This window comes from Glutamicibacter sp. BW80, from assembly GCF_002332385.1.
In the GTDB taxonomy this organism is placed as follows: Bacteria; Actinomycetota; Actinomycetes; order Actinomycetales; family Micrococcaceae; genus Glutamicibacter.
Genome location: NZ_NRGV01000059.1, coordinates 41,599 through 67,338, shown reverse-complemented (window position 1 = coordinate 67,338; position 25,740 = coordinate 41,599). Strand labels below are relative to the sequence as shown.

At 63.7% G+C, this 25,740-nt stretch carries 26 protein-coding genes; 21 read left to right on the top strand and 5 right to left on the bottom strand.

Annotation, left to right across the window (positions count from 1 at the left end):
* The first annotated feature begins 71 nt into the window (after positions 1–71).
* The 9 genes from CIK76_RS15655 to CIK76_RS19145 all read left to right on the top strand — a co-directional run bounded on the left by CIK76_RS15655 (position 72) and on the right by CIK76_RS19145 (position 9,163).
* Complete coding sequence (locus tag CIK76_RS15655) at positions 72–296, top strand: DUF3046 domain-containing protein (protein ID WP_096288099.1); 225 nt, start codon at positions 72–74, stop codon at positions 294–296.
* Between the two features lie 234 nt (positions 297–530).
* The gene (gene recA, locus CIK76_RS15650; protein ID WP_096288097.1) at positions 531–1,574 is read left to right on the top strand and encodes a recombinase RecA; all 1,044 of its coding nucleotides are present in this window, start codon (positions 531–533) and stop codon (positions 1,572–1,574) included.
* 96 nt (positions 1,575–1,670) lie between these two features.
* Positions 1,671–2,435 (top strand): regulatory protein RecX, encoded by a 765-nt coding sequence (locus tag CIK76_RS15645; RefSeq protein ID WP_096288095.1) that lies wholly within the window; start codon positions 1,671–1,673, stop codon positions 2,433–2,435.
* A gap of 135 nt (positions 2,436–2,570) precedes the next feature.
* Positions 2,571–4,646 carry a hypothetical protein gene (locus CIK76_RS15640; protein WP_096288093.1) on the top strand — a complete coding sequence of 692 codons (2,076 nt, stop codon included), beginning with the start codon at positions 2,571–2,573 and terminating at the stop codon, positions 4,644–4,646.
* 274 nt (positions 4,647–4,920) lie between these two features.
* Positions 4,921–6,432: a tRNA (N6-isopentenyl adenosine(37)-C2)-methylthiotransferase MiaB gene (gene miaB, locus CIK76_RS15635; RefSeq protein WP_096288306.1), complete on the top strand. Its 1,512-nt coding sequence runs from the start codon at positions 4,921–4,923 to the stop codon at positions 6,430–6,432.
* A 4-nt stretch (positions 6,433–6,436) separates the two neighbouring features.
* Positions 6,437–7,357: a tRNA (adenosine(37)-N6)-dimethylallyltransferase MiaA gene (miaA, locus tag CIK76_RS15630; protein ID WP_096288091.1), complete on the top strand. Its 921-nt coding sequence runs from the start codon at positions 6,437–6,439 to the stop codon at positions 7,355–7,357.
* A gap of 9 nt (positions 7,358–7,366) precedes the next feature.
* Positions 7,367–8,299 (top strand): diaminopimelate epimerase, encoded by a 933-nt coding sequence (gene dapF, locus CIK76_RS15625; RefSeq protein ID WP_096288089.1) that lies wholly within the window; start codon positions 7,367–7,369, stop codon positions 8,297–8,299.
* A 190-nt stretch (positions 8,300–8,489) separates the two neighbouring features.
* Positions 8,490–8,780: a hypothetical protein gene (locus CIK76_RS19150; protein WP_141393588.1), complete on the top strand. Its 291-nt coding sequence runs from the start codon at positions 8,490–8,492 to the stop codon at positions 8,778–8,780.
* A gap of 218 nt (positions 8,781–8,998) precedes the next feature.
* Positions 8,999–9,163: a hypothetical protein gene (locus tag CIK76_RS19145; RefSeq protein WP_176484253.1), complete on the top strand. Its 165-nt coding sequence runs from the start codon at positions 8,999–9,001 to the stop codon at positions 9,161–9,163.
* A gap of 75 nt (positions 9,164–9,238) precedes the next feature.
* Here the strand turns inward: CIK76_RS19145 and CIK76_RS15620 are convergent, their stop codons facing one another.
* Positions 9,239–9,844 carry a methyltransferase gene (locus CIK76_RS15620; protein ID WP_096288087.1) on the bottom strand — a complete coding sequence of 202 codons (606 nt, stop codon included), beginning with the start codon at positions 9,842–9,844 and terminating at the stop codon, positions 9,239–9,241.
* 413 nt (positions 9,845–10,257) lie between these two features.
* On the opposite strand from CIK76_RS15620, the gene hflX reads away from it, so the two are divergent.
* From hflX to CIK76_RS15600, 4 genes are all read left to right on the top strand, one after another.
* Entirely contained in the window at positions 10,258–11,829 is a 1,572-nt protein-coding gene (gene hflX / locus CIK76_RS15615) for a GTPase HflX (RefSeq protein WP_096288085.1), read from the top strand.
* Positions 11,822–13,819, top strand: a complete 1,998-nt coding sequence (locus CIK76_RS15610) for an ATP-dependent DNA helicase (RefSeq protein WP_096288082.1) — start codon at positions 11,822–11,824, stop codon at positions 13,817–13,819. Before hflX ends, CIK76_RS15610 begins: the two co-directional genes overlap by 8 nt.
* Positions 13,820–13,905: 86 nt before the next feature.
* Complete coding sequence (locus CIK76_RS15605) at positions 13,906–15,552, top strand: DUF222 domain-containing protein (protein WP_096288080.1); 1,647 nt, start codon at positions 13,906–13,908, stop codon at positions 15,550–15,552.
* 49 nt (positions 15,553–15,601) lie between these two features.
* Entirely contained in the window at positions 15,602–16,723 is a 1,122-nt protein-coding gene (locus tag CIK76_RS15600) for a glycoside hydrolase family 76 protein (protein WP_176484252.1), read from the top strand.
* A gap of 62 nt (positions 16,724–16,785) precedes the next feature.
* Here CIK76_RS15600 and lexA read toward each other — a convergent pair whose 3' ends face one another.
* Entirely contained in the window at positions 16,786–17,502 is a 717-nt protein-coding gene (gene lexA, locus CIK76_RS15595; RefSeq protein WP_096288076.1) for a transcriptional repressor LexA, read from the bottom strand.
* A 299-nt stretch (positions 17,503–17,801) separates the two neighbouring features.
* Between lexA and CIK76_RS15590 the strand changes: the two genes are divergently transcribed.
* The 8 genes from CIK76_RS15590 (at position 17,802) to CIK76_RS15560 (ending at position 23,896) form a co-directional block, all read left to right on the top strand.
* Entirely contained in the window at positions 17,802–18,104 is a 303-nt protein-coding gene (locus CIK76_RS15590) for a LysM peptidoglycan-binding domain-containing protein (RefSeq protein WP_096288074.1), read from the top strand.
* Between the two features lie 74 nt (positions 18,105–18,178).
* The gene (locus tag CIK76_RS15585) at positions 18,179–19,285 is read left to right on the top strand and encodes a histidinol-phosphate transaminase (RefSeq protein ID WP_096288072.1); all 1,107 of its coding nucleotides are present in this window, start codon (positions 18,179–18,181) and stop codon (positions 19,283–19,285) included.
* A 25-nt stretch (positions 19,286–19,310) separates the two neighbouring features.
* On the top strand, positions 19,311–19,931 hold the full coding sequence (hisB, locus tag CIK76_RS15580; protein ID WP_096288070.1) for an imidazoleglycerol-phosphate dehydratase HisB: 621 nt from the start codon (positions 19,311–19,313) through the stop codon (positions 19,929–19,931).
* A complete protein-coding gene (gene hisH, locus CIK76_RS15575) occupies positions 19,932–20,567 on the top strand; it encodes an imidazole glycerol phosphate synthase subunit HisH (RefSeq protein ID WP_096288068.1) in 636 nt (211 codons plus the stop codon).
* Between the two features lie 3 nt (positions 20,568–20,570).
* Positions 20,571–20,720, top strand: coding sequence for a hypothetical protein (locus tag CIK76_RS19465; RefSeq protein ID WP_176484251.1), 150 nt, complete (start codon positions 20,571–20,573; stop codon positions 20,718–20,720).
* 22 nt (positions 20,721–20,742) lie between these two features.
* Positions 20,743–21,480: a bifunctional 1-(5-phosphoribosyl)-5-((5-phosphoribosylamino)methylideneamino)imidazole-4-carboxamide isomerase/phosphoribosylanthranilate isomerase PriA gene (priA, locus tag CIK76_RS15570; protein WP_096288066.1), complete on the top strand. Its 738-nt coding sequence runs from the start codon at positions 20,743–20,745 to the stop codon at positions 21,478–21,480.
* A gap of 157 nt (positions 21,481–21,637) precedes the next feature.
* The gene (locus tag CIK76_RS15565) at positions 21,638–22,519 is read left to right on the top strand and encodes an SseB family protein (protein WP_096288064.1); all 882 of its coding nucleotides are present in this window, start codon (positions 21,638–21,640) and stop codon (positions 22,517–22,519) included.
* A gap of 21 nt (positions 22,520–22,540) precedes the next feature.
* Positions 22,541–23,896, top strand: a complete 1,356-nt coding sequence (locus CIK76_RS15560) for an MFS transporter (RefSeq protein ID WP_096288062.1) — start codon at positions 22,541–22,543, stop codon at positions 23,894–23,896.
* On the opposite strand, the gene CIK76_RS15555 is transcribed toward CIK76_RS15560, so the two are convergent.
* The 3 genes from CIK76_RS15555 to CIK76_RS15545 all read right to left on the bottom strand — a co-directional run bounded on the left by CIK76_RS15555 (position 23,893) and on the right by CIK76_RS15545 (position 25,505).
* Complete coding sequence (locus CIK76_RS15555) at positions 23,893–24,387, bottom strand: GNAT family N-acetyltransferase (protein ID WP_176484250.1); 495 nt, start codon at positions 24,385–24,387, stop codon at positions 23,893–23,895. The genes CIK76_RS15560 and CIK76_RS15555 overlap by 4 nt on opposite strands.
* Positions 24,388–24,421: 34 nt before the next feature.
* Positions 24,422–24,985, bottom strand: a complete 564-nt coding sequence (locus CIK76_RS15550) for a GNAT family protein (protein WP_096288058.1) — start codon at positions 24,983–24,985, stop codon at positions 24,422–24,424.
* A gap of 154 nt (positions 24,986–25,139) precedes the next feature.
* On the bottom strand, positions 25,140–25,505 hold the full coding sequence (locus CIK76_RS15545; protein ID WP_096288056.1) for a DUF1844 domain-containing protein: 366 nt from the start codon (positions 25,503–25,505) through the stop codon (positions 25,140–25,142).
* Between the last annotated feature and the right edge of the window lie 235 nt (positions 25,506–25,740).

Genomic DNA, 25,740 nt, shown 5'->3' with positions numbered 1-25,740 from the left:
ACCTAAGTTTTCGACCCGAGGGCCTTCGCAAATGCGAGGGCCCTCGCGTTATGCATGGAAGAATACAACTCGTGAAAAACAGTGAATTCTGGCGGAACATGGATCATGAATTTGGTTCGGGCTACTCGCACATGCTGGCCGACTCGCTCGCGCTGACGGAGCTGGGCAGCCTCAACGCCACCCAGGCGCTACGCAAGGGAATCAAGCCCAAGCAGGTGTGGGAAGCGATCTGCCGCGCGCAAGATGTCCCGCCCGAGCGCTGGCTCGGCATGGACATCGAGCCCAAGGAAGCCTAGCCGCGCGCGACGCAGGCGCCCCGGCGTCTTCGAAGAATCGAAACATTCGAAACACCGCACGGCAATTTCGAACATCTGTTCGGATTAGGCTATTCTAGTAACAGCAGCACGAAGAGTTTGTCCACACCTCGGGCCCAAGCGGTCTAAAGTGTCGGTTGGCGCTCATACTGTCTAGATACAGTACAAAGATTGATTGGCAGGTCGCGCGATGGCCTGCATGACCAAAGGTGAACCATGGCAAGTAATGATCGGGAAAAGGCTCTCGAGTCCGTTCTGGGCCAAATCGACAAGGCCTTCGGCAAGGGCTCGCTCATGCGTCTGGGTGACACCACCCGCGCCGCCGTTGAGGTCATCCCCACCGGTTCGGTGGCATTGGACGTCGCGCTCGGCGTTGGCGGACTGCCTCGTGGCCGTGTCGTAGAGATCTACGGCCCGGAATCCTCGGGTAAGACCACCCTCGCGCTGCACGCGGTAGCCAGCGCACAGCGCGGCGGCGGCGTGGCGGCCTTCATCGACGCCGAGCACGCGCTGGACCCTGAATATGCCAAGAAGCTTGGCGTGGACACCGACGCACTGCTGGTTTCCCAGCCGGACACCGGTGAGCAGGCCCTGGAAATCATGGATATGCTGGTGGGCTCCGGCGCACTGGATATCATCGTGATCGACTCCGTGGCAGCCCTGGTTCCACGCGCCGAAATCGAAGGCGAAATGGGCGATAGCCACGTGGGCCTGCAGGCACGTTTGATGTCGCAGGCGCTGCGAAAGATCACCGGTCGCCTCTCGACCTCGAAGACCACCGCGATCTTCATCAACCAGCTGCGTGAAAAGATCGGCGTCTTCTTCGGCAGCCCGGAAACCACCACCGGCGGCAAGGCGCTGAAATTCTACGCCTCCGTGCGCATCGACATCCGCCGCATTGAAACCCTCAAGGAGGGCACCAACGCCGTCGGCAACCGTACCCGTTGCAAGATCGTCAAGAACAAGATGGCCCCGCCCTTCAAACAGGCCGAATTCGACATCCTCTACGGCCACGGCATTTCCCGCGAGGGCAGCCTGATCGATATGGGCGTCGAGCACGGCATGGTCAAGAAGTCCGGTGCCTGGTTCACCTACGACGGTGACCAGCTGGGCCAGGGCAAGGAAAACGCTCGCCGCTTCCTGCGCGACAACCCAGATCTGGCCAACGAACTGGAGCGCCAGATCCTGACCAAGCTCGGCATCCTTGACAGCGGAGAAGAAGGAGAGGCCGACCTGCGAATCGTCGAGGGCGATAAGTAGTGGCCTCAGGCTTTCAGAAACGTAGCGTCCGACCCGGATNNATCCGGGTCGGACGCTACGTCCGTCTCCGCGCAGTTTCAGGGCGACTTCGATCAAATGCCGGATTGGGCCAAACCCACCGGGCAAGAGCTGGAGCAGCTGAAAGAACCTGCGCCCAAGCGCGCCGCACGCCCCGCCAAGTCCAGCCAGCGAACGCAAATACTGCAGGGCACCGCCGAGCCGGAAAAACCGCAAACCGTCGATGAGCTTCGCGCCGCGATGGACAATATCGTGGCCAGTAACTCCCCGGAAGCCGAAAGCCCTACCAAAAAAGAACGCCGGCAGGCCAGAGCCGAACGCCGTGCAGCACGCGAATCGGGCGAGCCGGAAGAGCTCAGCGATGACCAGTGGCAAGAAAAAGCCCGAGGCATCATCCTGCGCCAGCTCACCGCCAGCGACAAAACCAGCAAACAGCTCAAAGACAAGCTGCTGGAAAAGGAATGCCCCGAAGACATCGCCGACGAGGTCCTCGAACGCTACGCCGAACTGAACCTGGTCGATGACGAGCGCTTCGCGAAATCCTGGGTCGTCGCCCGGGCCCGCTCCCGCGGCCTCGCCCGGGGCGCGATCCGCCACGAGCTGCGCAGCAAAGGCATCGAAGACGAAGTCGCCGCCGAAGCGCTGGAGCAGATCGACGACGAGACCGAGGAAGCGCGCGCCCGCGAACTGGTGCGCGCCAAGCTCCGCCCGGCCTCCATGGGCCTGGACCGCGACAAGGCGCTGCGCCGGCTGGTAGGAATGCTCGGGCGCAAGGGCTATCACGGCTCGATGGCCTTCAAGGTGGCGCGCGAAGAATGGGAAGAGCGCTACGGCACCCGCTAACTGTGTTCTGCAACACCGCCTCACCCGCCGTGCAATGCAGCGCGCACCGGTACTTGGCTTGGTAGATTAAGACCCTCAGCACGGATAGCGGAGCAAGCCCAGGTTGCCGCGTTCCGAAGAAATAGGGGAAGAAATATGGCCGTGTGGCATGGCAGCAACTGGCAGCTTGAAGAGCCCATCGACGCCCAAACCGTCCTCGGCGTCACCTTCGGAACTGGTCTGCTCGATGAGGCGCTGGAAAATTCGGGCACCCTCGCCACCATCGTCGCAGCCATTCGCGCCGAGCTGGCCCGCCCGGTGGAACTGGGGCCGGGCCGCAGCTCGCTGCCCGAAGTGTTTGTGCGCGTGGGCAGCGACACCACCGACCTCACCGTGCGTGGTGACAGCCTCACCGTAGCCGCCGCGTGGAAGCGACTGCCCGCGCTCTTCGCATCCGCGGCCATCCCGGCCGGCACCCTGCCCATCCAACACGAGAACACCTTCTGGCCTGCCGATGTTCTGCAGCGCACCGGAAAGAACGCTGCGGCACTAACCGCGTTGCTGGCCTTCCCGGAACAGCTTGAAACACCGGCCCGGGAGACCTTCGCCCGACTCAACCCGTACTCCGGGCGCACTCCGGCGGTCTTCTACACCAATGATGCTTCGCTCATCGGCCACGTCTATCCGGTGCGCACCGATCCGCTGGGACGTATGACCGCAACCTGGGCCGATGGCACACCCAAACGTCATGGTACCCAGAATCCCTCCGCGCGGTTCGCGACGCTCGATCCGTTCAGCCAACCCGCCGCAGGAAACGGCACCGGCGCTGTGTACGGAAACAATACTCCGGTCATTCTCTCGGTGTTGGTCCCACGCTCCGCAGCCGGTTTGCTGGCCTCCCAGATACTCAAGCGCCAGTTGGCCCAGCGCGCCCAAGGCATCGTCAATGAACAATTGAATGTCGGGGTTGAGCATGTCGGCATGGGCGAAGACTTCTGCGCGATCTTCCACCTGAGCCACATGCTCGGCGAACAGCAGCGTCGGACGCTGATCCGCGACTTCGCCACCTCGATGACGTTGATCCCGGATGCCTGGCTGGCCGATATCATGGCCTACGCCGGCGATGTGGTCCACGATTCGATGCAGCGTACGCGAGCCGTACTCGGGATGGAACCGGATGGCAGCCCGTTGGAAAGCGACATCCGCGAGATCATTATCCGCGCCTCGGGGACTCTGCATGCGGCCGTCGATCCCGACGGCGGGTTGGTCGAGTATGGCGCCCAGCGTGCGGACTCGAAGACCGCTATTTCCGCTGAGGTATTCAAGGACCTGTCTCTGCCGACGCCGGTGCGACCCCGCCGCTACAAGTCTTGGGCGCCACGTGGCTTTAAGGGTGGGCCGTTCGCTCCGATCACGCCGCTGGTGGTGGGACGCGACTCCATTTTCATGGAGCGCTGGCAGCGGCTGAAACGACCGGGAATCACGGCAGGCAACGCCGTAGAAACCGCGGCCTTGCTCGCAGTGCTGGAAGATTCGCAGGGCAATATGTTCATCCTCGATGAAAAGCTGCGCATGCTCACCATCTACCCGCAGCTTTACCTCGCCGCAAAATCCCTGCGTAAACGCGTCGAGCAACGCATCGCCGACTCGACACCTCGGTTGCGCGTCGAGTCACGGCTCACCCAATCCGATGCGGCACATTGGCGCACCCGCCGCAGAACCGGGCTGGCACTGATGTGGGGCAGTGTAGCGGCAGTCGGCGGCGTGCTCATCGGCGCCGCCGTGATCCAGGGAGTAACCCAACGCGCGGCGGGTCCGGTCTTCGAACGACTGAACATCACCGAACCGGCCGAACTGGCAAACGGCACGGCACTGACAACCTCGGGATTTGAGATCAAGCATCCCACCCTCGAACGCCAAGAGTACGTGGTGGGTGTGGACGTGAATATCTGCGCGGGCGAGGACACCAAGGCCACCGGCGTCGCCCCGGACACTCAACGCCGGATTTCACCCGATGACTTCAGGATGCTAGACAGCGGCTACATCTACGCGGAACGGATCCCGACCCCCAATCAGCTCGAAGAGCGCGTGCTGGCTCCGGGCGAATGCGCCGCCGGATCGCTGACCTTTGAAGGGCGCAAGCTCGACTTCCCGCGCTTGGCCTACTCAAACGCGATGGACGACGACATCGTCTGGTACAGCTACGGCACCATGCCCGAACAGTTCCAGTAGGTTTACCCGAGCTAGACCTCAAACTAGATCAGCAGGTTCTGATCCGAGCGCCTAGGCCGGCAGTGATCGCCGAAAATTTTCCGTTGCCAGCCAATGACCCGGCTGTTCAGGAAAACCAGGAAACTAGTGGATTCTTGCTGCCGGGATTATGTCATTGATGCAGGGCTCCCGCACCGTGCGCTCAGCACAAGTGGGCACATTTCTTCCTAGGCATGCCTACGTTTCCGCGCCCCTGAAGATTCGGTAACCTTGAGGGGTGAGTGAGTTCGACGAGATGACCCCAGCAGATACCGAGAATCCTTCGCGCACCTACGAGGTACGCACCTACGGTTGCCAGATGAACGTGCACGATTCCGAACGGCTCTCCGGGCTGCTCGAAGGCGCGGGGCTTGCCCGCAAAGCCGAAGCCGACGACGACGAAGTGGCGGACGTCGTGGTGTTTAATACCTGCGCGGTCCGTGAAAATGCTGACAACAAGCTCTACGGAAACCTCGGAATGCTCAAAAGCGTCAAGGACCGCCGACCGGGAATGCAGATCGCTGTCGGTGGCTGCCTCGCGCAGAAAGACCGCGAAACGATCCTGAAGAAGGCCCCTTGGGTGGACGTCGTCTTCGGCACGCACAATATCGGTTCGCTGCCGGCCTTGCTGGACCGCGCCGAACACAATCAAAAGGCTGAATTGGAGATCCTCGAATCTCTGGATGTCTTTCCTTCCACGCTCCCGACCCGCCGCGAATCGGTTTATGCCGGGTGGGTGTCAATCTCGGTTGGCTGCAATAACACCTGCACCTTCTGCATCGTGCCCGCGCTGCGCGGCAAGGAACGCGACCGCCGCCCAGGAGAGATCCTCGCCGAAATCGAGGCGCTGGTTGCCGACGGCGCGATCGAGGTGACCTTGCTGGGGCAGAACGTGAACTCCTATGGCGTGGAATTCGGCGACAAGCTGGCCTTTGGCAAGCTTTTGCGTGCTTGCGGTGAAATCGAGGGACTGGAACGGGTGCGCTTCACCAGCCCGCACCCGGCCGCCTTCACCGACGACGTGATCGAGGCGATGGCCGAAACCGTGAATGTGATGCCGCAGCTGCACATGCCGCTGCAGTCCGGCTCCGACAAGGTCCTTAAGGACATGCGCCGCTCCTACCGCTCGAAGAAATTCCTCGGCATCCTGGACAAGGTGCGCACACTGATTCCGCAGGCGGCGATCACCACCGACATCATCGTCGGATTCCCGGGTGAAACCGAGGAAGATTTCCAGGCGACTCTCGACGTGGTCGAGGCATCACGTTTCTCCACCGCCTTCACCTTCCAGTACTCCAAGCGTCCGGGCACCCCGGCAGCCGAGCTGCCCGACCAGCTTCCCAAGGCAGTGGTGCAGGAACGCTTCGAGCGGCTCACCGCACTGCAGGACCGCATCGCCAAGGAAGAAAACGCCAAGCAGCTCGGGCGCACCGTGGAAGTCATGGTCACCGAGCAGTCCGGACGCAAGTCCGAGGAAACCCACCGCCTGGCCGGCCGCGCCCAGGACCAGCGGCTGGTGCACTTCTCCGTGCCGCAAGGCGCCGAGCAGCCTCGCCCGGGCGATCTGGTCACCGTGCCGATCACCGAGGCCGCGGCCTTCCACCTCGTCTCCGATCCGACGCTCGAAGAGTATTCGCTGCGTCGTTCACGAGCCGGCGACGCATGGGACCGCGCCCAAGCCGAGAGCTGCGCGGTGCCTGCCGCCGGCAGCGGCGGCGGGGCAAGCCGAACCAACCTGGGCATGCCGACCTTGAAGGCGCGCAGCTAACCGCATGAACTCCACTCAGCTGCCGGTGATCTCCATTGTTGGACCCACCGGAACCGGCAAATCGGATCTGGCCATCGCGCTGGCCCAAGAATTGGGCGGCGAAATCGTGAACTCCGACGCGCTGCAGTTCTACCGCGGCATGAACATCGGCACCGCAAAGCTCGCCGAAGCCGAGCGCGGCGGCATCCCGCACCACCTGCTGGACATCATGAATATCCGCGAAGAGGCCTCCGTCGCCCAGTTCCAGGCCCAAGCCCGCGACCACTTCGACCAAATCCGCTCCCACGGCAAGGTGCCGATCATGGTCGGCGGCTCCGGGCTTTACGTACGCGCCGCGCTGGACGTGATCGACTTCCCGCCCACCGATCGCGCGGTCCGGGACCGGCTCGAAGCCGAGGTGCAGGAGCACGGGGACGGCGAGCTGCGCCGCCGGCTGGCAAAGGTCGACCCGGTTTCCGCGGACCGCAACCTCGATACCCGGCGTGCCGTCCGCGCGTTGGAGGTCTTCGAAATCTCCGGGCGCCCCTTCAGCTCCTACATGCCCAACCGCGAGTACTTCCAGCCGGCATTGCAGATCGGACTAAATTACGAGCGTCCCGCGTTACACGAGACACTGGCCGAACGCGTCCGTAAAATGGACCGCATGGGGCTGGCCGAGGAAGTTGCCGAACTCTTGGGCCAGGGGCTACGCGAAGGCAAAACCGCCGCGCGCGCCATCGGCTACCAGCAGTACACCGACTACCTGGACGGCAAGATCGACCGGGGCCAAGCCATCGAGGACACCATCGTGGCCACCCGGAAGTTCGCCCGCCGCCAGCTGACCTGGTTCAACGCCGACCCGCGGGTGCACTGGCTGAACCCGAAAGAACCCGGGCTGCTGGGCAAAGCACAGCAGCTGCTCCGCCCGAGCGACCCCACCATCTAAAGGAGCGCAATGTACCGCACCGAACTAGCCCAGCTTGCCGGACTGCCCTTCGCCAAGGGACACGCCACCGGAAACGACTTCGTGCTGCTCGCGGACCCCGAGGCCAAGCACGAGGTGACGCCAGAGCAGGTCGCGGCCCTGTGCCACCGCCGCTTCGGCATCGGCGGCGACGGGCTGATCCGCGCCGTGCCCACCTCCCAGGTCCCCGGCTTCGAGCAGCAGGCCCTGGAACACCCCAAGGCCTACTGGTTCATGGACTACCGCAATAACGACGGGTCCATCGCCGAAATGTGCGGCAACGGCGTACGCGCCTTCGTGCACTATCTGCTCGCCGAGGGGCTGGTCAACCTCCCGATCGGTGCCAGCCTGCTCATCGGCAGCCGCGCCGGAGTCAAGGAAGTCACCCGCCTGGCCGATGGCTACGCCGCTAACCTCGGCCCCTGGGGGCTGATCTTCGAGCAGCAGGCCGCGGCGGACTCGGTCGACTCGATGGTCAAGCCGCGCGACTGGGAGCAGGCACTTCCCGCCTTGAGCATCACCATGGGCAACCCGCATACCGTGGCGGCCCTGCCCGATGCGCAGATGCTGGAGAACCTCGACCTGTTTTCCGCACCCGAAGTATCCCCGGCTCCGCCGAACGGCAGCAACGTGGAATTCGTGGTTCCCTCCGAACCGCTGATCACCGATGGCGTCGCGCAGCTGAAGATGCGCGTGCACGAGCGCGGTGTGGGGGAGACCCTCTCCTGCGGCACCGGGGCCTGTGCCGCGGCGGCCGCCATGCGCTACTGGGCGCGCGGCACGGCACTGATCAACCAGTGGGCCGTCGAAGTGCCCGGCGGGCTGGTCGGCGTGGAATTCGCACCTACCGACGACGGCAAGGAAGACACGATTCTCTCCGGGCCCGCCGCATTGGTGGCCCGCGGCGTGATCGGCGCCAGCTGACCCAAGACGGGAACAGCCTGCTACCGAATCACTGGATTCGGTGGCAGGCTGTTGCTGGTTAAAGATGACCGGTGCGCTCTATGACCTCAGGCTTTGCAAGCTTCAAGGTGGATAGCATGATTCATCCGCCCAGGTCTTCAAAGCGTAGCTAACCGCCTATTTTGTAGGTACAGCTGGCTATGATCTGAGCATGAGCAAAGACTACTTCACGCCGCCAACCGTTCAGCATGTCCAAACCGAAGGTGGTCTATTACAGGTCGTCGGTAAAGTACTTACTGCATGTGGTTTAGTCATCGGCTTGGTGGTGCTATTTCTTGGAGGAAACCCAGCACTTCTCTCGCTTGTCCCGCTAGGGTTACTCATCACGATCGCCGGGTATGTCCAGCAGATCGCCGTGGCAACTGCGGCTTCGTATTTACTTGCGATGAATGAAGCGGGTACCGCTGATTCGACTGAAGCGACTGGAGAACGACCCCTTTGAAAGTACTAGCCTTGGGGCTCGGGAACACTCGTTAATAAACGCCATGAAGTAGCCGATAGCTGGGTTCAAAGCGAGTCTCCTGTTTGCAAGGATCCGGCGGCGGGGACATCAAAAGTGTTTTCACATATGACGGCAGTGGATTTGCGAATTCATCTGCGACTCGCAAATCAGTTCAAACGCATGCGGTCGTCGGATCACCGATTCCGTTGCAGGACAAGATGATTTTTCGACTTAGCGGCACGGCACTGATCAACCAGTGGGCCGTCGAAGTGCCCGGCGGGATGGTTGGCGTGGAATTCGCACCCACCGGCGACGGCAAGGAAGACACGATTCTCTCGGGCCCCGCCGCATTGGTGGCCCGCGGCGTGATCGGCGCCAACTAACCCAAGACGAAAACAGCCTGCTACCGAATCACTGGATTCGGTGGCAGGCTGCTTCGCTTAAGTCTTCAATCCCGGTTAGGCCGGGCGGGCCACTTTCAGCACGCGGAAGGCCTTGGCTGTCGCCTCGCGGGTGATCTTCCAGTCCTCCGGCAACTGGGTTCCCAGCCACTTCTGCAACGAGTCGCTGCCCAGGTTCTTCTGCACCACCAGCCAGGCGTCGCCGCCCGGTGCCAAGCGCGGAAGCCAAAGCAGCAGCAGTTCGTGCAGGGCTTCCTTGCCGATGCGGATCGGCGGGTTGGACCAGATGGTGTCGAATTCAAGGTCCGGATCCACCGAGTCCGGGGTGCCTACGGTGACTTTGGACAGCCCCATACTTTGCGCATTCAGCTTGGCAAGATCGATCGAACGCTCGTTGACGTCCACACCGAAAACTTCGGACTCCGGGCTCTGCAATGCGGCGGTCAGCGCGATCGGGCCCCAACCGCAGCCGATGTCCAGGATCCGCCCGCGCGGGGTCGGGACATGCTCCAGCAGCACGGCGGTGCCCTTGTCCAGCCCGGCGGGGGAGAAGATGCCCGGCGCCGTCTGCACCTGATGGCGCTGGCCGTTCAATTCCACCGCGATGCTGCGGCGTTCGTCGGCCGAGGCGGGGCTGGCGCTGAAGTAATGATCCGAGGTCATGCACCAAAGATTATCGCCTGCGCGCAAAGCCGGGCAAACAACGTGAGCTACACGATATAGGCGCGCGGCGCATTCCACTGATAGAGTTTTACCTATGACTTTGATTTTCGTCTAATACGTAACCCACTCGGTTACCAGGGTTCCCCGGAGAACCGGCGCTGATTTCGCGCGCCCACCGGATACATGAACCTGCAGACGGCAAGGTCCTTTTCTTTTTCTTTCTGGATTCTCCGCACCACTTCGTGCCCCGCCGCAGTCTCTTGGTAACCGCCCCTTCACCTGATCACCGACAGCAATTTGTCTTGAGCACAAGGACCGGTATGACCGAACACCCACCGACATCTGATCGCGCCACCTCGCGAAGTGGGGGTACCCCGCACTATTCTGTACAGAGAAGTTCTTCTAAGGAGACCATGACTAACTCCGAGTCACACGAGCAAGACGCGGCATCAATGGATGATGCCCAGATCAAGGCAGCCATCGACCGCATTCTGGCGGCCGACGACGCACAAGCCCCTGCCGTATTCCACGCCGACGAACCGGTCGAGGAGCACATCTTCTCCGGACAGGCGACCGCGCTGAACCGCTTCTCCGCCGAGCATTCATCCTTCGACGGGGACCAAGACGATTTAGCCGACCGCCGCGCGCTGCGCCGCGTGGCCGGGCTCTCCACCGAGCTGGAAGATGTCACCGAGGTCGAATACCGCCAGCTGCGCCTGGAACGCGTGGTGCTCGCCGGCATCTGGACCTCCGGCAGCGTCACCGACGCGGAAAACTCCTTGCGCGAACTCGCCGCGCTGGCCGAAACCGCCGGCTCCGAGGTGCTCGACGGGGTCGTGCAGCGCCGCAGCAAACCCGATTCCTCCACCTTCCTCGGCTCCGGCAAGGCCATAGAGCTGCGCGACATCGTCGCGTCCACCGGCGCCGATACCGTCGTGGTGGATGCCGAACTCGCCCCCTCGCAGCGCCGCGCGTTGGAGGACATCGTCAAGGTCAAGGTCATCGACCGCACCGCGCTGATTTTGGACATCTTCGCGCAGCATGCCAAGTCCCGCGAAGGCAAGGCCCAGGTCGAACTGGCGCAGCTTGAATACCTGCTGCCGCGCCTGCGCGGCTGGGGCGAGTCCATGTCCCGCCAGGCCGGTGGCCGGGTGGGTGCCGCCGGTGGCGGCATCGGTTCGCGCGGTCCGGGCGAAACCAAGATCGAGATGGACCGCCGCCGCATTCGCGACCGGATGGCCAAGCTGCGCCGCGAGATCAAGGCGATGAAGCCTGCCCGCGAGGCCAAGCGCGCCAACCGCAAACGCAACCAGGTCCCGGCCGTGGCCATCGCTGGCTACACCAACGCCGGCAAGTCCTCGCTGCTCAACCGGCTGACCAACGCCGGGGTGCTGGTGGAGAACGCGCTGTTCGCCACCCTGGATCCCACCGTGCGCCAATCGGAAACCGCCGACGGGCTGACCTACACGCTGGCCGATACCGTCGGGTTCGTCTCCAACCTGCCCACCCAGCTGGTGGAGGCCTTCCGCTCGACGCTGGAAGAAATCGCCGACTCGGATTTGATCCTGCACGTGGTCGATGCCTCGCATCCGGACCCCGAGGGGCAGATTCAGGCGGTGCGCACGGTGCTGGCCGAGGTCGACGCGCTGAACATTCCCGAGATCATCGTGCTGAACAAGGCCGATGTGGCCGACCCGATCGTCATCGAACGGGTGCGCAACCGGGAGTCGAACACCACGATCGTTTCGGCGCGCACCGGGGAAGGCATCGAGGCGCTGCTCGAGCAGATCAGCAGCTCGATCCCGCGGCCCGAGGTGCAGTTGGAAATCCTCATCCCGTACGACCGCGGAGACCTGATCGCCAAGCTGCACCAGAGCGAATCGGAAATATTGGAAAGCGAACACACAGATCACGGAACCCGGATGATCGTCAAGGTGCGAGAATCCCTCGCGGTTCAGTTGGAGACTTTCAACCTACATGGATAAGCAAGAGCAGGTCCTGGACCTTCTGGAAACCGCGGTGACCTCCATGGGCGGCCAGATGCGCGTCGGCCAGCAGCAGATGGTCAAGCATATGGTCGAGGCACTGGAGGACGAAAAACACCTGCTGGTGCAGGCCGGCACCGGCACCGGGAAGTCGATGGGCTACCTGATCCCGGCGCTCGCCCATGCGCAAACCAGCGCGAAGCCGGTGATCGTGTCCACCGCAACCCTCGCCTTGCAGTCCCAGATCGTGGGGCGCGATGTGCCGCGGCTGCTCGAAGCGCTCAAGGGCAAGCTCTCCCGCCCGATGGATGTGGCCCTGCTCAAGGGCCGGGCCAACTACCTCTGCCAGTACAAGCTCGGCGGCGGGTACCCGGATGACAGCGAGGGGACGCTGTTCGAAATGGACGCGCCGGCCGCGCCGGCCGGACAGATGTTCTCCCCGCTGGCCGCCGAGGTGCTGAAGCTGCGCGACTGGGCGGAGAAGACCGATACCGGGGACCGCGACGAGCTGGTCCCCGGGGTCAGCGACAAGGCCTGGAAACAGGTTTCGGTCTCGGCCATGGAATGCCTGGGCGCCCAAAAGTGCCCGATGGCCGATGAGTGCTTCTCCGAAATGGCCCGGGCGCGGGCCGCCGAATCCGACGTGGTCATCACCAACCATGCGCTGCTCGCGGTCTCCGCTTTCGAAGGCCTCTCGGTGCTGCCGGACTTCGAGGTCGCGATCATCGACGAGGCCCACGAGCTGCAGGACCGGGTGACCAGCTCGGTCTCCGGAGCGCTTTCGGCACGCGGGGTGCTCACCGCCGCAGGCGGCGCCAAAAGGCACTGCGGCGTGAACGTCGACGAGCTGACCAAGGCCGCCGGCCGACTGGAGAAGTCGCTCACCGGGGTGCCCACCGGGCTGCTGGAGCGCGGGCTGCGCGAAGATATGGGCATCGCACTGAACGACATCGTCGAACAGGCCCGCCTGGTGCTGGCGCTGTCCAAGCCGGAGGCGAACGCCCCGGCGGACGGGGGCCGGCAGACCGCCCGCTCGCAGATGCAGGCGGTGATGGACGACGCGATCCGCATGCTCGAAGCCGAGGAACGCCGCGAGGTGCTCTTCACCTCCCGCCCGCGTGAATTCATCGAGGGCCGCGGCTACGTGGAAACCGATGACAGCCAACCGGCGACGCTGAACGTCGCCCCGCTCTCGGTGGCCGGCAAGCTGCGCGAGGGCCTGTTCGACGGGCGCACCGTCGTACTCACCAGCGCCACCCTGGCCATCGGCTCGCAGTTCGATTCGGTGGCCGGATCGCTCGGGCTCATGGGCCAAGGCGCCCCGACCTGGACCGGGGTGGATGTCGGCAGCCCGTTTGACTACCCGAACCAGGGCATCCTCTACGTCGCCAAGCACCTGCCCAAGCCCGGGCGCCAGCTGGCCGCCGAGACGCTGGACGAGATCGAGGACCTGATCACCGCCTCCGGCGGCGGCGCGCTGGCGCTGTTCACCTCCAAGCGTTCGGCCGAGGAGGCCGCGGCGATCCTGCGCGAGAAGCTCGACGTGAAAATCCTCTGCCAGGGCGACGCGAGCATGAAGTCGCTGGTCGCGGACTTCTCCGCGGAGCGCGACACCTGCCTGTTCGGCACCATGACCCTCTGGCAGGGCGTGGATGTTCCCGGGGATTCCTGCCGCCTGGTGATCATCGACAAGATCCCCTTCCCGCGCCCCGACGACCCGATCTCCAAGGCCCGCACCGAGGACGTGGCCAAGCACGGCGGCAACGGCTTCATGCAGGTCTCCGCGACCCACGCGGCCATCCGCCTGGCCCAGGGCGTCGGCCGCTTGATCCGTTCGGTGCAGGACAAGGGGGTGGTCGCGGTCCTCGACTCGCGCATGGCCACCGCCCGCTACGGCTCATTCCTGAAAAGTTCGCTGCCGCCGATGTGGCCGACCACCGACAAGAAGGTCATCACCGGCGTGCTGCAGCGCCTGAAACCGGAAAAGTAGCCGGCGCCGGAGCTTCCACTCCCGCTTATCCACACCCTGCGCCCGATCCGCCGGCCCCCGCCCGCGGACCGTGCAGGGTGGTGGGCATGGAAGAACTCAGCAGCAACCAGGCGGCCCTCGGGGCGATGGCCCAGGCCATCACCACCCTCGATGCCGCCTGCGCGCAGCTCTCTTCCGAGGAACTGCCCGCCGGCCAGGCCGCCTACTTCGCCTGGCTGGCCGAACGCACCGCGCAGACCCTGTCCCGCCTGCAGATCCATGCGGCGGACGCGGTTCAGCGCAGCGGCAGCCATCAGCTGGATACCGAATCCCTCGATGCCATCGCCGACGCCGGCGCCGCACCCACGGACGAGCAGCTCGCCGCACTGCACGGCACCTGCACGCTGGGCCGCAGCAGCTTCAAGGACGCCGCAGACCTGCACTCCGGCTGGCTGGGCATCGCCCACGGCGCGGCCCTCTCCCGGCTCGCGGCCGCCGGCTCGCTGATCGCCAAGGTCACCGAGGCGGGGGAGCGCACCACCCCCGATTGCCCGCAGCTTGCCACCCACTTCGCGAACCGCAACGTGGATCCGCGCCCAGCGATCGGTGCCGCCCGGGCCATCCGCAACGCCGAAGCGGACCTGCCCGGCCCGCAGGCCCGTGCCCAGCTCGAAGCGCAGGCAGTCAGGCTCATCGCCCAGGAGCCGGCCAGCGCCGCGAAACACCTGTCCGGCCTCATCGCCGAACAGCTCCAGTCCCAGCGCCCGCCCGAGGCGCTGTTCGCCGAGGCCGGGCTCTTCCCCCGCGGCACAAAAGGCGGGCTGGTCATCTACCAGCTCAAGGTCTTCCCGCACGATGCCGAACTCATCGAGTCGCTCCGCGCCAAAATCGACAACCCCAACACCATCGCCGGCAACCGCGAGCAGCTCAACGAGCTCGTCCACGCCAGCTATCCTAAGCACGCCGAGCCCACGCCATCTGCCGAGCCCACCCCATCGGTCGAGCCCGAAACCCCGGTTGCGCCAATGCCACCCACCCCCAGGGAATGGGATGATGCACCGAGCATGCCCGGTTGGGCCCGCACCCCGGATGCCGAAGCGACGGAAGCCGAACCACCGAAACCACCCAGCAACCTCGCCGCGCCGCCCGAACGGCCCTTCGAAGACCTGAGCCCGGCCCTGCGCCACCTGACCGGATTGCTCGCGGTGCTGCGCGCCAATCGCGTCGGCGGCAAGAATCCGGGCGCCGGGCTGATCACCCCGCAGGTGATCGTGCACCTGAACTACGAGAAAATGCTCGATGGCGCCGCCAGCTTCGCCAGCACCGAAAACGGTCTGCCGCTGACCGCGGCGTCGGCCCGAACGCTGATGTGCAACGCCGGAATCTACCCGGTGGTGCTGGACGGCAAAAGCCAAGCGCTGGACATCGGCCGATCCAAACGCCTTTTTCCACCGCATATGAAACGCGCTCTGGCGGCCCGCGACCGCGGTTGCATCTACCCGGGCTGCCGGATGCCGGCCAGCCGTTGCGAGGCGGACCACGTCGACCCGTGGGAGGAGGGCGGACAGACCCGCGTGGATCGTGGCGTACTGCTCTGTCCCATGCATCACCACGCACGCCATGCCGGGCTTTTCAGCCTCGTGGTGGCCGAGGGCAAACCTCCGGCGGTGCTGCTGCCCAAATTCTTGGACCCCGATCAACAACCGCGGCGCAACACCTACTGGTTCTCGGCCGCCGAAGTGCTCGCCGCCTGATCCCGCCCGCTCGATGTGCTCGATGCCGGCGGGCGAAGCGGCTACGCTGGTGCACACAACCGGAGAACTGAGTAGTGGGAGCCGACTCGTGAATGAAGCGCAGCATCAGCCAGGCATCCACGATCCCGCACACTGGGAGGCCCTGGCCGCGGTGGCAGGCGAGGACCTGCACGCCCGATTCGGCCATCGGCTCATGGGCCTGCCCGGCACCTGGATCGGCTCGCTGCATGCGATGCCTGCCGCGCCAGCGCCTAGAAAACGCCCGCGCCCCTGGTCCGAATGGCACTACTGGTGGCAGGCACACTATCTCGACGCGATCCTCGACGCGGCCTTCCATGAGCTGCACTCCGGTCACCGGTGCGCGGCCCAGAGGCACTGGCGGCGGGCCAAACAGCTGCTGCGCGGCATCCTGCTGCGCAATTTCGGCCGCTTCCCGAATTACTTCTACGACGACATGGCCTGGTTGCTGCTTGCCAGCCAACGGCTCAATGGGCTGAGCCAGCAGCTCACCGCCCGCCCGGCGCTGCTCGCCACCCTAGCCATGCGTGCACTGGGTCGACAGCTGGTGCGCGGCCAAGACGAGAAGCTCGGCGGCGGGCTTTACTGGTCGCGCAAACGCGACTTCAAGAACACGCCCACCAACGCCCCGGCGGCCCTGTATTTCGCACGCATCGCGGATTTAGACACCGCCACCGGGCTGCTGGACTGGCTGCGCCGCGAGCTTTACAGCACACCTTCCGGGCTCTACCTCGACGGCATCCGCCTGACCGCCGGCGGCCCGCGCACCGAGGAAGCGATCTACACCTACAACCAGGGCACCGTGCTCGGTGCATTGCTGGCCGCCGGGTCCGCGGAGCATCTGGCGCAAGCTGTCTCGCTGATCCAGGCGATCAACGATCGGCTCGCCACTGCGGCACAGGGCCTGCGCCTGGAATCCGGTGGAGACGGCAATCTGTTCACTGGAATCCTCTGCCGCTACCTGGCGCTCGCCGCGAACGATGAACGCCTGCCCGCCGCGACCCGGCGCACCGCCGCGCGATTGGTCTGCGACACGGCGAGCCAGCTCGCGGACCGGGTCGAGACGGAGCTTTCTGCGGCCACCCAACGCTGGACGATCCTCCAGGCGGCCGGGCGCGTGAGCCTGCCGCCGAGCCAGCTCGACGCAAAATAAAAGCCATCCGGTCTCACCGAGAATGGGTGAGGCCGAATGGCTCGTTGGAACAGACTTGCCCGCTACAGCGAGCGCATCACCGACACGACGCGTCCCATCACCGTGGCAGCGTCGCCGAGAATCGGCTCGTAACGTGAATTCTGTGGCAGCAACCAGGTGTGGCCATCGCGCTGACGGAAGGTCTTCACCGTGGCTTCCTCGTCAAGCAATGCGGCCACAATATCGCCGTTCTCCGCGGTCTGCTGGCGACGGACGACCACCCAGTCGCCATCGCAAATTGCCGCATCCACCATCGAATCGCCCGACACCTTGAGCATGAACAGCTCGCCGTGGCCAACCAGCTGGCGTGGTAGGGAAAAGACGTCTTCGACGGTTTGCTCCGCCAAAATTGGTCCACCGGCGGCGATGCGTCCGACCAAGGGAACCATCGTGGTATCCGCCGAGGAGCTCAGCTCGATGACCTTCGTGTCCTCAACGGGTTCCGGCGCGCTCTGCGGCTCGCTGCTTCCCTCGCCGTCCTCCGCAAGCTGCAACGGAAGCAAAATCTCCATGGCTCGAGGACGCCTCGGGTCGCGACGAATGTACCCAAGCTTTTCGAGCTGACCGAGCTGGTGAGTCACGCTCGAAAGGCTTTTGAGCCCGACCGAGTCGCCAATCTCACGCATCGACGGCGGATAGCCATTCTTGCCGATCGCACGCTGGATGGTTTCGAGGATCTTTTTCTGACGTATCGTCAGCGAACGGGCGTTCGACCGGGGAGTGCGCTGTGATGCTGACATGTATTTTTGCCTTCCCTTGCATTCGGTCCTCAGTTCGAAGCTACAAACTGTCGGTGCCCAATGTTGTGATGTATTCATTGATCGACTACTTCGAAATCTTAGTTGATCACAGGGCTTCTTTCAAAGATTTGTTCGAAAACATCTGGACAAGTTCGATCTGGCTCTGTTAGAAAAGATGTACTAGTATCGAACAGGTGTTCGAAGATTGCATTCGAATATTGGTTCGCATCACACGTAACCGTTGAGGAGAAAAAGTCGTGGCAACTCTGGCACTTCACCCACAGCAGAGCAAAAGACCAATGAGGATCCGCATCAACCGTCGGGGTTGGGCAGTACTGGTAGGCATACCGGTCTTCCTCCTCACGATCGCCGCGGCGTTCATGTTCACCAGCAGCGCCCAAGCATCCACGGACCTGCCCAGCGGCCCGGCGACTGTGGAGGTCACCGTGATTCCCGGTGACACTCTATGGGGGCTGGCCAGCGAGTACGCTGCAGGCTACGAAGTCAACGCGGCGATGAACCACATTGAGGAATTGAACTCCATCGATGCTGGTGTGCTGTACGTCGGGGACACTTTGGATATCCCCGTACTTTCAAACTAGGTGCCAGCTCACCATTGTTACCTGTTCTTGTCGTGGATTCACCGGCGAGAGCGCCTCACCATTAGAATTAATGCGTGAATGACCGTAGTGAACTTCTGAGTCAGCTGCCCCTGCGTGAGAATCTCCGCGGGCTATCCCCATATGGAGCGCCACAAATTGACGTTCCCATTCAGCTGAACGTCAACGAGAACACCCATCCATTGCCAGCGACAGTTATCGATGCCATCGCTCAGGAAGTAGCCAAAGCGGCTGCCGGCCTGAACCGTTACCCGGATCGTGAATTTACCGAATTGCGCGAGCTGCTCGCCGACTACCTCGGTCACGAACTGACCCGCGACAACATTTGGGCCGCAAACGGCTCGAACGAAATTCTCCAGCAGATCCTGCAGGCCTTCGGCGGCCCGGGGCGCAGCCTGCTGAGTTTCGTCCCCACGTACTCGATGTACCCGTTGCTCGCAAGTGGCACCGATACCGAATTCATTGCCGGAAACCGTGCCGAAGACTTCACCCTCTCGGCCGAATCCGCCGCCGCGCAGGTGCGCGAACACCGCCCAAACGTGGTATTCCTGTGCTCCCCGAATAACCCGACCGGAACCGCACTGGGCTTGGACGTTATCGAAGCGGTCTATGAGGCCGCCAGCGAAACCGACGCCATGGTGATCGTGGATGAAGCCTACGCAGAATTCTCGCTGGCAGGTACCCGATCGGCGCTCACCCTGCTCGAAGGGCGCCAGCGCTTGATCGTCTCGCGCACGATGTCCAAGGCTTTCGGCCTGGCCGGCGCCCGCGTGGGCTATCTAGCGGCGGCCCCCGAGGTGACCGACGCGATTCGCCTGGTGCGCTTGCCCTATCACCTCTCGGCGGTTACCCAAGCAACCGCCATCGCTGCGTTGAAGAATATCGAGCTGCTGCTCGCGCAGGTCGAAGACATCAAGACCCAGCGCGACCGCATCGTGTCCACGCTGATCGATCTCGGCTTGAAGCCATCTGTCTCGGATTCGAACTTCGTCTTCTTCGGCGGACTGGAGGATCCGCACGCCATCTGGCAGGGCCTGTTGGATGCCGGCATCATTGTCCGCGACAATGGAATCAAGGGAACGCTGCGCGTCACCGCCGGCACCGAAGCCGAAACCACCGCCTTCCTGGAGCACCTGGCCTTGTTGCTGGGTGCCCAGAAGTAGAATTCACCCACAAGCGAAGGAAGACATGTCTGCCGAATTGATTGGCGCTCGTCGCGCCCGGATGGAACGCGAGACCAGCGAATCATCAGTTTTCGTCGAGTTGGACCTGGACGGGACCGGGGTCTCGGAAATCAGCACGAGCGTGCCGTTCTATGACCACATGCTCACCGCCCTGTCCAAGCATTCGCTCATCGACCTGACCGTGCGTGCCACCGGAGATACCCATATCGACGTGCACCACACGGTGGAAGACGTGGCCATCACCATCGGCGAGGTGCTGCGCGTGGCCCTGGGCACCAAGGCGGGAATTCGCCGCTTTGGCACCTCCTACGCACCGCTGGACGAGGCGCTGTCGCGTTCGGTTGTCGACGTCTCCGGCCGCCCGTACCTGGTGCACGGCGGGGAACCGGCAGGCCAGGAATACCACCTGATCGGCGGGCACTTCACCGGTTCGATGACGCGGCACGTATTCGAGGCCATCACCTTCCATGCGCAGATCTGCGCGCATATCGAGGTGCTCTCCGGACGCGATCCGCACCACATCGTCGAGGCCCAGTTCAAATCATTCGCTCGCGCGCTGCGTGAAGCGGTCGAGCCGGACGCCCGCATGGGCGACAAGATCCCATCCACGAAGGGTGCCCTCTAAGTGGCGAAAAAAACTGTCGTCGTCCTCGATTACGGATCCGGCAACGTCCGCTCGGCCGTGCGGGCGCTGGAAGCCGCCGGCGCCGAGGTGGAGCTGACCGCGGATCCGAAAGCGATCTTGGCCGCCGATGGCCTCGTCGTTCCCGGCGTGGGAGCCTACGCCTCGGTGATGGAGCAGCTGACCAAGGTCGGCGCGCTGCGGTGGATTGGCCGCCGCATCGCCGGTGGCCAGCCGGTGCTGGGCATCTGCGTAGGACATCAGGTGTTCTTCGAGCAAGGTGTTGAGCACGGGGTGAAAACCGAAGGCATCGGCGAGTGGCCCGGTGTGGTCGAGCGCCTGCAAGCAGAGGTCATCCCGCATATGGGATGGAATACCGTGCGCCCACCGGAGAACTCCCGGCTCTTCGCCGGGATCGAGGACGAGCGGTTCTACTTCGTGCATTCCTATGGCGTGCAGAAGTGGGAGTTCGATGTTACCCAACCGGCGATGACCCCGCCCCAGGTCACTTGGTCCACCCATGGCACCGATTTCGTCGCGGCCGTGGAAAACGGTCCGCTGTCCGCCGTGCAATTCCACCCGGAAAAGTCCGGCGACGCCGGGGCGCGGTTGCTGCGCAACTGGTTGGAGACACTTTAGGACATGTGGGCCATCATCCTGCTAACCCTCGGTGCTTTCCTCGCCGGTGGCGCGATCTCGCTCAAAAGCCAGAAAGCGCACATCTCGTGGATCATCGCGTTATGGGCCTTGGCCGCCGCGGCAATCGTCGCCGGCTGGGTTCAGACTCTCTAGACATTAGCGACAGAAGGAAATTATGAGCGAGCAACCAATTCTTGAACTGCTCCCGGCGGTAGATATCGCCGGAGGCCAAGCCGTTCGCCTGGTGCAGGGCGAAGCCGGGTCGGAAACCGGATACGGCGATCCGCTGGAGGCGGCCCTGTCCTGGCAGCGCGAAGGGGCCGAATGGCTCCACCTGGTGGATCTCGACGCGGCCTTTGACCGCGGCAACAACACCGAGGTGGTCCGCCGCATCGCCGATGAACTGAACATCAAGGTGGAACTCTCCGGCGGCATCCGCGACGATGCCTCGCTGGAGCGCGCCTTGGAATTCGGGGCCACCCGGGTGAACCTGGGGACCGCGGCCTTGGAGAATCCCGAATGGACCGCGCGCGTCATCGAACGCTTCGGCGAGCAGATCGCGGTGGGCATGGACGTGCGCGGTACCACGCTGTCCGGCCACGGCTGGACCAAGGACGGCGGCGACCTCTGGGACGTGCTGGCACGCTTGGAAGATGCCGGCTGCGCCCGCTACGTGGTCACCGACGTGACCAAGGACGGCACCTTGCGCGGTCCGAACGTTGAACTGCTGCGCGAAATCTGCGCAAAGACCACCAAACCGGTGATCGCCTCCGGCGGCATCTCCTCGCTGGAAGATCTGCGCGTGCTACGCGAATTGGTCTCGGAGGGTATCGAAGGCGCGATCATGGGCAAGGCGCTCTACGCCGGCCAGTTCACTCTTGCCCAAGCGCTGGACGTGGCAGGCCGCCGCTAGCCTCCACCTGTCTCAACAGCGGACCCGAACCAGCGCACACACCGCGCAGGTTCGGGTCCTTTGCTTTCCGCGCCGGAACCGGGATGGGTGGCCAAGGTCATGAACAGATTCTCCTCGCAGGACTTTCGCATTTGGACCCGGCAGATAGCATAGTTGCATGAGCACTTCGCACCCCGAATCCGAACCCGAACGCCACCTGCCCGGGCATATCGCCGCGGCGTTGGCGCAAGCTGGCAACCGCGCAGATTCTGCCGGCCAAGGCTGGGATGGCCGGGACTTGAGCGGCGAGGAAAATCCGTTGCACAAGTTTGACAAGGACGATGGAGCCGCCGACCCGGCCGTGGTGCGCGCCCTGGCCGAACTCCGCGCGGGAACCGGAGACGAGGCCGGCGTGCATCGGGCCCTGTCCCAGGCTCGCGTCTTCGTGGCGGTTGTCGCCCAGCTGGGCGAGGAAGCGCTGACCGAACACGGTTTCGCCGCCGATAAGGAAGCCGACATGGCGCTGGTCAAGATCAAGGCACCCGACGGGCGGATGGCCTTGCCGGTATTCACCACGGTCGAGCGCTTGCAGGCCTGGCATGGCGAGGCCCGCCCGGTGGCGGTCTACGCACCCCGCGCGGCCCTGTCTGCGGTGAGCGAAGAAGCCCAACTGCTGGTGCTAGACCCGGGCAGCGACTTCACCTTCGTGCTGCGCCGTCCCGGAATGTGGAGCCTGGCCAAGCAAACCGATTGGACCCCGAGCTATCTCAGCGAGCACATCGCCAAGCTCGTTGAAGAGGCGACCGCCGGCTGTCGGGCGCTCCGCGCGGTGAAGGTGGCGCCGGGCCGGGGAGTCGGCTCGCGAGACGTCTCTGGAGCGGCAGTCCTAGGCGGCGGCCCCGGACCGGAGCTGAACCTGCAGTTCGTCTTCGCCGCCGGGACCCCCGAGCCCGAAGCCCGCCAGAGCACCAAAGACATCCATGGGCGCCTGGCCCAAAACCCAGAATTCGCAGAAGCGGTCGATTCGCTCGAAGTGAGTTTGCTCAGCGCACCAGACTAAGAGACAAGGACACCACCGGGTATGAAACGGTATTGGCAGATTCTGCGGCAGCCGCAGATTTCAACGCTGCTAGTCATCGGAATGATTGCCCGATTGCCGCACTCGGCGCTGAGCATGCTGCTGCTTCTGCATCTGGTCACGAACCTAGATCAGAGCTGGGTGTCCGCCGGACTGGTTACCGCGCTGATGACACTCGGCATTGCCATCGGCGCCCCGTGGCGCGGTGCCCGGGTCGATGCGTGGGGGCTGCGCCGGGCGCTGATCCCTTCGATCTTCGTCGAAACCATCGTCTGGTGCACCGTCCCGCACGTGTCGCTGGAGTGGGTGTACCCGCTGGCCTTCATCGGCGGGCTCTTCTCACTGCCGGTGTTCTCCGTAGTCCGTACCGCCCTGGGCATCATGACCACCGGAGATAACCGGCGCACCGCCTTTGCGCTCGATGCGACGGCCACCGAACTGGTGTTCATCGTCGGACCGGCCTCGGCAGGGATCGTCGCCACGCAGATCAGCAGCACCATCGGGCTGAGCGTCATCGGGGTGACCGCATCGGTCGCCGGTCTGGCGCTGATGATTTTGAACCCGCCTACGCGCAGCGATGACCCCAAGGCGGTGGCCCTGCGCGCCAACGTGCACGAGGAGCGCCTCGGCGCGGAGGCCAGTTTCATCGCCGCGGCCCCCTTCGGCGTGGCCGAGGTCGAAGGCGAATTGATCACCGCGGGTTGGAAGTCCGCGCGCGCCCGGATCAAGAGCCGCGGACGTGCGTTCAAGAGCCGCTTCAACTGGATCAGCGCCTCGGTGCTTGCGGTGTTCATCGCCGCCGGTGGTGCCGGTGCGCTGCTCACCGGCACCGAGGTGGGCATCGTTGCCGAACTCGAAGCGCAGTCACGCTCCGGTGACCTGGGGATCGTATTCCTCTTTTGGTGCGGTTCGTCGCTGATCGGCGGGCTGGTCTACGGCTCGATGAACCGGGCCATCTCCCCGCTCCTGCTGCTCTTGGCGATGGCGGTGCTGACGGTGCCCATGTACTTCGCCACCGACACCTGGAGCTTGGCGCTGCTCTCGCTCGCCCCTGGCCTGCTCTGCGCGCCCACGCTCTCGGCGGCCTCCGAATGGCTCACCGATCTGGTCGCGGAGAATCGCCGCGGCGAGGCCATGGGCTGGTACGGTTCTGCGATGACCACCGGCACCGCGCTCGGTTCACCGCTGACCGGCATCTTCGTGGATACGCTCGGACCCGCCCAGGCATTTATCGGCATCGGCTTGCTGGCGGTATTCATCGTGGTAATCGCATTGATCGCCCAGCAGATTCGCCGACGAGTGCGCCGCACCCGCCGCACCCGCCGCACCCGTCGCGCGCGGATGGGCGGCTTCGTTTAGGCAGAGGTGAGTTTGAGCTCGTAGTGATCCAGCCCGTCGGTGCTTGACCGCCCCGTGAAGCCTCTGCGCGCCAACAACTTGGCTGAGGCAACATTGGCTGGGTCAACCCGGGCGATCAAACGGCGCACCTGAAATAGTTCGGGGATCAGCCCTATCGCGTTATTGACCATGGCACCGGCGATTCCCTGACCCCAATAGCCGGGGGAGACCCAATACCCAAGTTCGACTCCCTCGGGTTTACGGGTGGCCACGACCAGCCCTGCCGGATGCCCCGCAGCGATAGCCACAAACCAGCGAGTGGCCCCAACCGTGGCCAGCGGCAGCGCGCTCAGTGCCAACTGGATTCGCTCGCCGATCGTCTGATCGTCCCAGACTGAGCCATCACCGATATAGCGAGTGACTCGTTCATCGGAGGCCAGGGAAATGACGAACGGCCGATGCCCCTCGTGCAATGGTTCCAGAACAATCTTCTGCGTTTGACGGTCCATCATTGATCCTGCCTCTCGTAGTGGAATCGTGCTTTTGCTAGCGCTCCGGCCCATCGGTTTTCAGCCGGGAGTAGCAGTACATGTCCTTGCGCTCGGTGCCGATCAGTTGCCAGCTTCGCAGTATTCCTTCGCGGGTGAAACCGCATTTTTCGGCGCCCCGCCAGGAACCTTCGTTCCATGGTTCGACGTACAGCTCCACCCGATGGATGGGCGCAAGCTCCAGGGCCCAAACGGTGAGTGCATCCATCGCCGCGCTCACCGCACCGCGTCCACGGTGTCCAGGATCGACCCAGTATCCGATACATCCGATACTTGCCCGGCCGGCGGCAACGTTGTGCAGCCACAAGCCGATTTGCCCGACCGCCCGATTCGTCTGCGCCTCGGCGATCGCGAAAGAATACCCGGTGCGCTCAGCCACGCGCTGTTGCTGCCTGTAAATGAAGTCCGCGAAGTCCTGGCTGGATCCCTTAATGGGAACGCTGGTGATCAACGGAATGAGCGGATCCAGCGAGGCCGCCTCGATCAGTGCCACGTCGCGGATGTCGAACGGCCGCAAGACATAGCGCCCGGCGTGCAGCACCGGCTGTTCGAAAGTCTCCATTAGTGAAGCCTATCTAGTGCAACGCGTTGTGGCTCGTTTCAATCCGGCAATATCTGTTCCGAAACGGAAAGTTCATGTTTAAACGAGCATGGATCCGCTTCCCAAAGGAAGCGGATCCATGACGTTAATCTCTTAATATTCTGCGAAATAATCGCTAGTTGACCGGTCCGGTGAGCTTTTCGCCCGGGCCCTTGCCTGGCGCATCCGGGATCAATGATGCTTCGCGGAAGGCGAGCTGAAGGCTTCGCAGACCGTCACGCAGTGGTGCCGCGTGCTGTGATCCAAGCTCCGGTGCACCCGCGGTGACTAGGCCAGCCAGAGCGGTAATTAGCTTGCGAGCTTCATCAAGATCCTTCAGCTCATCGGCGTCATCACCTTCTGCCAGTCCGCATTTGACCGCGGCCGCGCTCATCAGGTGAACTGCGGCGGTGGTGATGATCTCTACTGCTGGAACTTCTGCGATGTCGCGCATCTGCTGCTCGACGGCGTGCTGCTGCGAGTTGGTGTCTTCGGTACTCATACTGCTAAGCTTGTCACAGACCGACTCAATACAGGTACTTGAGAGCGTCCGGTATCCGGATGATGTCACCAAGAGATCAGTGTTGAGCCATGCAAGTGGAGGCCAGCTCCCACCCGCAGTAGCCGCTTAGGCTTCCGGGTAATTCGGCAGGATATTTATGAGTATCCGGAAATAGTTTTACGGGGAAATATCGTAAAGCTATTGTGTCGTCTATCTTTTGGCCTTCGCCTGCACT

Coding starts and splice junctions, on each gene's coding strand:
- recA (WP_096288097.1), top strand. CDS start 531: ATGGCAAGTAATGATCGGGAAAAGGCTCTCGAGTCCGTTCTGGGCCAA.
- CIK76_RS15645 (WP_096288095.1), top strand. CDS start 1,671: ATGCCGGATTGGGCCAAACCCACCGGGCAAGAGCTGGAGCAGCTGAAA.
- CIK76_RS15640 (WP_096288093.1), top strand. CDS start 2,571: ATGGCCGTGTGGCATGGCAGCAACTGGCAGCTTGAAGAGCCCATCGAC.
- miaB (WP_096288306.1), top strand. CDS start 4,921: ATGACCCCAGCAGATACCGAGAATCCTTCGCGCACCTACGAGGTACGC.
- miaA (WP_096288091.1), top strand. CDS start 6,437: ATGAACTCCACTCAGCTGCCGGTGATCTCCATTGTTGGACCCACCGGA.
- dapF (WP_096288089.1), top strand. CDS start 7,367: ATGTACCGCACCGAACTAGCCCAGCTTGCCGGACTGCCCTTCGCCAAG.
- CIK76_RS19150 (WP_141393588.1), top strand. CDS start 8,490: ATGAGCAAAGACTACTTCACGCCGCCAACCGTTCAGCATGTCCAAACC.
- CIK76_RS19145 (WP_176484253.1), top strand. CDS start 8,999: ATGATTTTTCGACTTAGCGGCACGGCACTGATCAACCAGTGGGCCGTC.
- CIK76_RS15620 (WP_096288087.1), bottom strand. CDS start 9,844: ATGACCTCGGATCATTACTTCAGCGCCAGCCCCGCCTCGGCCGACGAA.
- hflX (WP_096288085.1), top strand. CDS start 10,258: ATGACTAACTCCGAGTCACACGAGCAAGACGCGGCATCAATGGATGAT.
- CIK76_RS15610 (WP_096288082.1), top strand. CDS start 11,822: ATGGATAAGCAAGAGCAGGTCCTGGACCTTCTGGAAACCGCGGTGACC.
- CIK76_RS15605 (WP_096288080.1), top strand. CDS start 13,906: ATGGAAGAACTCAGCAGCAACCAGGCGGCCCTCGGGGCGATGGCCCAG.
- lexA (WP_096288076.1), bottom strand. CDS start 17,502: ATGTCAGCATCACAGCGCACTCCCCGGTCGAACGCCCGTTCGCTGACG.
- CIK76_RS15590 (WP_096288074.1), top strand. CDS start 17,802: ATGAGGATCCGCATCAACCGTCGGGGTTGGGCAGTACTGGTAGGCATA.
- hisB (WP_096288070.1), top strand. CDS start 19,311: ATGTCTGCCGAATTGATTGGCGCTCGTCGCGCCCGGATGGAACGCGAG.
- CIK76_RS19465 (WP_176484251.1), top strand. CDS start 20,571: ATGTGGGCCATCATCCTGCTAACCCTCGGTGCTTTCCTCGCCGGTGGC.
- priA (WP_096288066.1), top strand. CDS start 20,743: ATGAGCGAGCAACCAATTCTTGAACTGCTCCCGGCGGTAGATATCGCC.
- CIK76_RS15565 (WP_096288064.1), top strand. CDS start 21,638: ATGAGCACTTCGCACCCCGAATCCGAACCCGAACGCCACCTGCCCGGG.
- CIK76_RS15560 (WP_096288062.1), top strand. CDS start 22,541: ATGAAACGGTATTGGCAGATTCTGCGGCAGCCGCAGATTTCAACGCTG.
- CIK76_RS15555 (WP_176484250.1), bottom strand. CDS start 24,387: ATGATGGACCGTCAAACGCAGAAGATTGTTCTGGAACCATTGCACGAG.
- CIK76_RS15550 (WP_096288058.1), bottom strand. CDS start 24,985: ATGGAGACTTTCGAACAGCCGGTGCTGCACGCCGGGCGCTATGTCTTG.
- CIK76_RS15545 (WP_096288056.1), bottom strand. CDS start 25,505: ATGAGTACCGAAGACACCAACTCGCAGCAGCACGCCGTCGAGCAGCAG.